The following is a 6,383-nucleotide window of genomic DNA, read 5'->3' as shown; positions in this document are numbered from 1 at the left end:
GTGAAAGTCGCACGATAGGTTCTGAAGGAGAGGTGCGAGGGATAATACCCTCCATCGACTCTAACCAAGTGGACGAACAGGAAGGTAATTAGTGCGACTCGTTCCTATTAGGAGCCTAAGCGCAACCAGAGGGGTATGAATAGGGTAAATACGAGGCCACGGCGGAAGAGCCTGTATATCTCATCGCTATATGAGGCCACCAAAGAAGAGCCTGCTAGATAACTGAGTTACGGATGTGAGTGAAAGTCTCACCCGCTAAGGGACAGCGGACTCCCGACCTGGCCACACCGAGCTAGAACTTTTCCACGCTTCAGAGTGAAGCTGGCATCAGGCCCCAACCAGAGCCAAGAGTGATAGGCGCACTGGGGGTAATGGGGAGACGGCATGGGTACCGGGGCGGAATGTCCTGAAAAAACGTCTTACTTCCCGGCAAGGAGTCACTCCAAAGTCTCCTGACCGCACACGAGCATCCCCGCGTCAAATTTAATTAGTTAGACGCATCCCTGGGGATCGTGTAGGCGAATTGGACAGCCCTAAACCGTCAAAACAATCTGTAACTCGGAACGAGGAAAAACGGCANTAGACGCATCCCTGGGGATCGTGTAGGCGAATTGGACAGCCCTAAACCGTCAAAACAATCTGTAACTCGGAACGAGGAAAAACGGCAAGCAAGTCTGGTCATGTAGGTTTTGTGGCTAGTAGGAGGGAAGCTCGGAACTCTTGCTTGACGGTTAGGATGGGGGAACACTCATTACCCCCGGCAATCGAGAAACCTCAAAGAAAGGGTGATGATGCTTAGACACCAAAAGAGTGAAGTTTCCGAAGCCTATGCGTACAGGGTAAAAACCTTTAGCCTGAAATTGCCCTGCTCGTTAGTCGAGCGCAATACGACACAGAGGTAAATAACTCCAAGGCGGTAGGCTAAAGGCACTCCCTGACTGAGACGNGGCAATCGAGAAACCTCAAAGAAAGGGTGATGATACTTAGACACCAAAAGAGTGAAGTTTCCGAAGCCTATGCGTACAGGGTAAAAACCTTTAGCCTGAAATTGCCCTGCTCGTTAGTCGAGCGCAATACGACACAGAGGTAAATAACTCCAAGGCGGTAGGCTAAAGGCACTCCCTGACTGAGACGGTGGAAGATTAGGATAATCTAAACCTTGACCCGGTGAGTGCCCTAATCAACGGGTTTTGTCTCTATTGAGATGTTACCACAGTAGCACGGAGCCGTGTGCGGTGAAAGTCGCACGCACGGCGCGTGAAGTAGAGGTGCGGAGGGTAATACCTCCCATCGACTATAACAACTCTCAATACTAATGCCCATCTCAAAGGTAGCTATGGGATGTAGGACGAAAGTCAGGGGGTCAATAGATAATCTTATTGACTTGAGATTATCAGCAACTATATCGCACCCTCCGGGAGATTTTACCCCAATAAATCAGTCGTAATAAAGGAATAAGGGAACGAGAAAACCTCTCTAATACACCTAAGAATACAGGTCGAAATCGAAGGTGCGCCATTCAAGGTAAATCTGCACTATGGTTGCAGGTCTTAGGGAGAGTAAGATTGGGTAAGAAGCATAGATTCAGAATTCAGAATTCAGAATTTAGAATTATTAAATGATTAAATTATTAAATTTAGAATTCTAATGCGCATTTTGTGGACTAACCTTTAGACCNTAATAAAGGAATAAGGGAACGAGAAAACCTCTCTAATACACCTAAGAATACAGGTCGAAATCGAAGGTGCGCCATTCAAGGTAAATCTGCACTATGGTTGCAGGTCTTAGGGAGAGTAAGATTGGGTAAGAAGCATAGATTCAGAATTCAGAATTCAGAATTTAGAATTATTAAATGATTAAATTATTAAATTTAGAATTCTAATGCGCATTTTGTGGACTAACCTTTAGACCAACTGACCTTATGGAAGTAGCTCATATAAAACCAAGGTCTGAAGGTGGTGACAATACAATCAGAAATAAACAACTATTGCACCGACATTGCCACGACAGTAAAACTGCTTTAGACAAAAAAACATATCCAAAATTTAGACCCCAGGATTTACCTGAAAATTATATATGGATTAACGATATGTTAACTCTGAAGCAGGATGTACCCATGAAAAGGGACGTCTAACAGAGGAGCCGTGTGAGGTGAAAGTCTCACGCACGGTTTTGTTAGCGCAGCTCCCCCAAAGGGGGCAGACGAGTCGGTTTGGTAACAAACTGGCTTAGTTTAACATGAAGATGATTTATATGGTATAAATACTTACCAAGCTAGAGGTCTTCATACTACTTTTAATGTTGCAATTTGACGTGCGGAATGTAGGTTTAAGGAGTAGGGGACTAGGGGAGTAATTTTTTTGCCCAACTATCTATGCGCCAGAAATGCGCTCCTTTTTGAACTTTAAGACCTAAAAATGCTAAAACATTTATCTGTCAATGCCCGTCAGAATTAATCAGCAGAGCAATAATTAGCATAATAAAGAAAAAGGAATTAGGTGATTTTACCTCAATTCCTTTTCCAAATTAATTATTATTGTGCTAATTCAGGCTCTTTCTCTACTGCTGTATCTTCTTCAGGTAGTCCGAGTATTGATTTATACATTTTGATATACTCTTTAGCTGATTTATCCCAGCTAAAGTTCTCTCTCATGCCACGTTTCTGTAACTCGAACCATTTATCTTTGAACCGGAAAGCTTCACACGCTCGAACCATTGCAGTAAGTAGGTCTAGTGGTTCATACCGATCGAAACAATAGCCAGTACCAGCATTATTAATAGGGTCATAGAAAGAGACAGTATCAACTAACCCGCCTGTACGACGCACAATAGGTACACTACCATAACGCATTGCCAATAACTGACTAATACCACAAGGTTCAAACCGACTGGGCATTAAAAAGGCATCAGTACCTGCATATATTCGTCGGGCAAGGGCATCATTATGTAAAAGTTGGACGCTCATCCGACCTGGATAACGAGTTGCTATCTGCCACATTTGGGTTTCATAGAAGCGATCGCCAGTGCCCAACAAAATAAACTGACTATCAGTATAAGCCATAAACCGATCCAAGACTTGCAGCATTAAATCAAGTCCTTTTTGCTCCACCAGTCGAGAAACCATTCCGACTAAGAAGGTATTTCTGTTAACTTCAAAACCTACCTCTTCTTGAAGAGCAACTTTATTGGCAACCCGTTTTTCTAAGGTATCGACATTATAAGTTTGAGCAATATATCTGTCATTAGCGGGATTATAAAAGTTCATGTCAATACCATTGAGGATACCCTCTAGTCTCCCACTAATAAAAGACATTAAACCATCTAGGCGTTCACCATAAGCAGGAGTTTGGATCTGACCAGCATAGGTGGGAGAAACAGTAGTTACCCGATCGGCAAATTGAACTGCTGCTGCCATTGTATTATGGCCTTCCATATACCAGGGACACCAAGTAATTCTTTCCAAGTACCAGCGCCAAGGTCCTTGATAAGCTAGGTTATGAATAGTAAATACGGTTTTAATATCTGGGGTTTCGTGCATCCAAACTGGAATCATACCAGTGTGCCAGTCGTTGCAATGAATAATGTCTGGTTTCCAGCCATTCCAGCAAAACTCAGCCGCCCCATTGGCAAATAGAGTGAACCTCCAGTCCTCATCATCTCCATAGTAGATACGACGTGGCCAAAAAGTAGGATGACCAAATAGGTACAATGGCACGTCACTTTTTGGTAGTACCGTCTCATAAATTTTGAAGTTTTGATACATGGCAGTTCCTTCCCACATGGGTTCTTCTGGAACTTCCATCTTGTCGCCTAAGAAGCCATAATAAGGCATGAAGATACGAACATCGTGACCCATTGCTCGTAGGACTTTGGGTAAGGCACCGACTACATCTGCCATCCCACCAACTTTTGCTAAAGGAGTCACTTCAGCAGCCACAAATAAAATTCGCATAATTTTTTAATTTGCGTTCCCTTTTTGATTCTCAATATCGTCATCATACCTGTATGGGCGCACTTATAGCTCAATTCAGAAGTCAGAAGTTAAAAGTCAGAAGTTAGAAGTCAGAAGTTAGAAGTTAAATTGCTGTGGCTAAATTTGAGAGGCGTGAGAATTTCTTAATTGCCCGATACTATGAGTGCTAACATTTGTTAACAATGCACAGCAAGATTAACATGCTGAGGGGGTATCTCCCAATGTCTACAAGAAAACCTGTAGACGCTTTTTAAACACTTACATCGTCTTGGTTATCGACGTCGCAGAAGTTTTAATTACTTGACCATGCGCTTCGGTAACTTATCAGGATAGAGGTTACTTAGTGGCCTGGTTTTCGACCACAAACTACTCTGTCTACAAGTGATTAGAGCAAAATCTATGGGACTAAATCAATACAACTAAATCAATATATATGAATTTATGTTAACAAATATTAGTAAATCAACAATGGTTAATCAATCTTCAGAAGTCAAAAGTGAATCTTAAAAATTTAAAATTTTAAATTTTAAAAATATTTTTGCTTATTCCCTATAACCTATTTCGTAATATGTACTTCATCAAGTAGGAAATTCCTTTATAATTTTAAGCATTAAGCTACTAGCATTTCCGTCCAGGAATGCTCCGCAAACAGCATTCAGATGTATGAACNCCCTATAACCTATTTCGTAATATGTACTTCATCAAGTAGGAAATTCCTTTATAATTTTAAGCATTAAGCTACTAGCATTTCCGTCCAGGAATGCTCCGCAAACAGCATTCAGATGTATGAACTGTATGAACGTAATAACTGGACTTCTGTTAGCTGATAACCTTTTTCTTGTTCTTGATAACTTTTAATTCTCCTTGGGGACTAATTTATCTTTTCAAGATTATGAGTTAATAATTTATAGCTAATAGCTGTTAACGTAGTTCCTCTTTAGGAGGCTAGCTGAATGCTGAATACTTACTTCTGATTTTTATTCTTTTCGACAACAATTGCGTCTTTTACCCCAAAAATTTAGTTAAATCAAATTCAGTTTCTGGCTGAGGTTTTTGATATCTCTCAGAAATTAAAACTAATAAAAGCCGTTCTGAATAATTTACTGCACCCCGCAGTTCATCTCGTAATATTTCCAATCCTCCATTGGCATATTCTTCAAATATTTTAATCCGATTTTCTTCTATTTCTTCATTGGTTTGGCAGAGAATTTTTGTATCTCTTGTGTCGGCGATCGCGATTAATTTAATAATACTTTCATATCCCCTAGACCAAAACACTTCAATATTAATTGGACCTGGTTCTCTTGGAGAAATTTCTGTTAGTGGAACTCGCTGTTTTTTCTTAATAGCTAAAGATGCAGCAAATACCATTACATCTGCATAAGTTTTAAATGGACCTGTTTTTCCTTCTGATTCGGTTAAAGCTTTGACTAAATCTGCTTTATCTTTAGCAATTCTAATTCTGTTCATAACTAAAAAAAATAAATGTTTATACCCAAATATAGCAGTCATATTTTGAGGATAAAGAAAATATATTTGACAAAAGAAAAGCTTAAATGCCAAGGATAAAATTGGTAAGCAAAATCTTCTGAAACAAAGGAGACAGGTGATAGATAGTTCTGAGTTTCAGACTTTTAACTGGAAAAATATTAAGATATTTATACTCCTTCTACAACCTATTACTTATTAACAAATTCAATAAAGAAAATTTTTCCTTAAGCGTTAATCTTCTCCTTACAAGGGAGAGGTAATTATGATTTTTTTTCTGTTTTTCATGGTATGGAAACGGCAGTCGCCAAAGTAATTTTTCTTAATCGTTAAAAATTACCTACACAAACAACAGGATAATAAACTAAAACTTTTTTCTAGGTATATTAGTTAGTATGTTTCTTCTAGACTATATTTTTAATATTTTCTATTTAGTATTATTTTCCTCTATCCATAACAACATAGTTTGATTCTCAAAATCTCCTTTACTTGCCCTCTTTTTATCTTGTTCTAATCCCACTTGATGATGAGAAATACCGTAACTTTTGAGTAAAGCATCTACTACTTCTAACAAGTCAGCTATTTCTATGACTAAATCAGTGTTATTTGCTGTAGCCACTTCTTGGGCTTCTTCAATTATTTTTCGCCGTAATGCTTGCTGATATTCTATTTCTGAGAGAGTTACAGCTTGGCATTCTAGACCACTTTTACGGATAATTTCTGGAATGCGATCGCGGACTAATTTATTATATTCTTTACGCATAATTGTATTGCCTCATTCACTAATTTTTGTCTGTTGGTTGAACTTATACCAAACACCATATATAAAATATATACTAATTGCTACCAATATATTGCTACCAATATACTGACTCTCTAGTCAATAGTGCGTAGTTTATTTGTAACTATAGTCAAAATTTTC

The 6,383-nt window shown here is 39.2% G+C and carries 4 protein-coding genes; 1 reads left to right on the top strand and 3 read right to left on the bottom strand.

Annotated features, from left to right (window positions below):
* Positions 1–1,921 precede the first annotated feature (1,921 nt).
* Positions 1,922–2,134 carry an HNH endonuclease gene (locus tag AFK68_RS45325; RefSeq protein ID WP_371357404.1) on the top strand — a complete coding sequence of 71 codons (213 nt, stop codon included), beginning with the start codon at positions 1,922–1,924 and terminating at the stop codon, positions 2,132–2,134.
* A gap of 399 nt (positions 2,135–2,533) precedes the next feature.
* On the opposite strand, the gene glgA is transcribed toward AFK68_RS45325, so the two are convergent.
* From glgA to AFK68_RS15530, 3 genes are all read right to left on the bottom strand, one after another.
* Positions 2,534–3,952, bottom strand: coding sequence for a glycogen synthase GlgA (gene glgA, locus AFK68_RS15540; RefSeq protein ID WP_094673576.1), 1,419 nt, complete (start codon positions 3,950–3,952; stop codon positions 2,534–2,536).
* Positions 3,953–4,978: 1,026 nt separating this feature from the next.
* Positions 4,979–5,443, bottom strand: a complete 465-nt coding sequence (locus tag AFK68_RS15535; protein ID WP_094673577.1) for a DNA phosphorothioation-associated protein 4 — start codon at positions 5,441–5,443, stop codon at positions 4,979–4,981.
* 445 nt (positions 5,444–5,888) lie between these two features.
* On the bottom strand, positions 5,889–6,224 hold the full coding sequence (locus tag AFK68_RS15530; RefSeq protein WP_094673575.1) for a nucleoside triphosphate pyrophosphohydrolase: 336 nt from the start codon (positions 6,222–6,224) through the stop codon (positions 5,889–5,891).
* Positions 6,225–6,383: the final 159 nt, after the last annotated feature.

This window comes from Hydrocoleum sp. CS-953, assembly GCF_002260545.1.
Classification (GTDB): Bacteria; Cyanobacteriota; Cyanobacteriia; order Cyanobacteriales; family Microcoleaceae; genus Trichodesmium.
The sequence above is the reverse complement of the archived record's forward strand: the minus strand, read 5'-3'. Positions and strand labels throughout refer to the sequence as shown.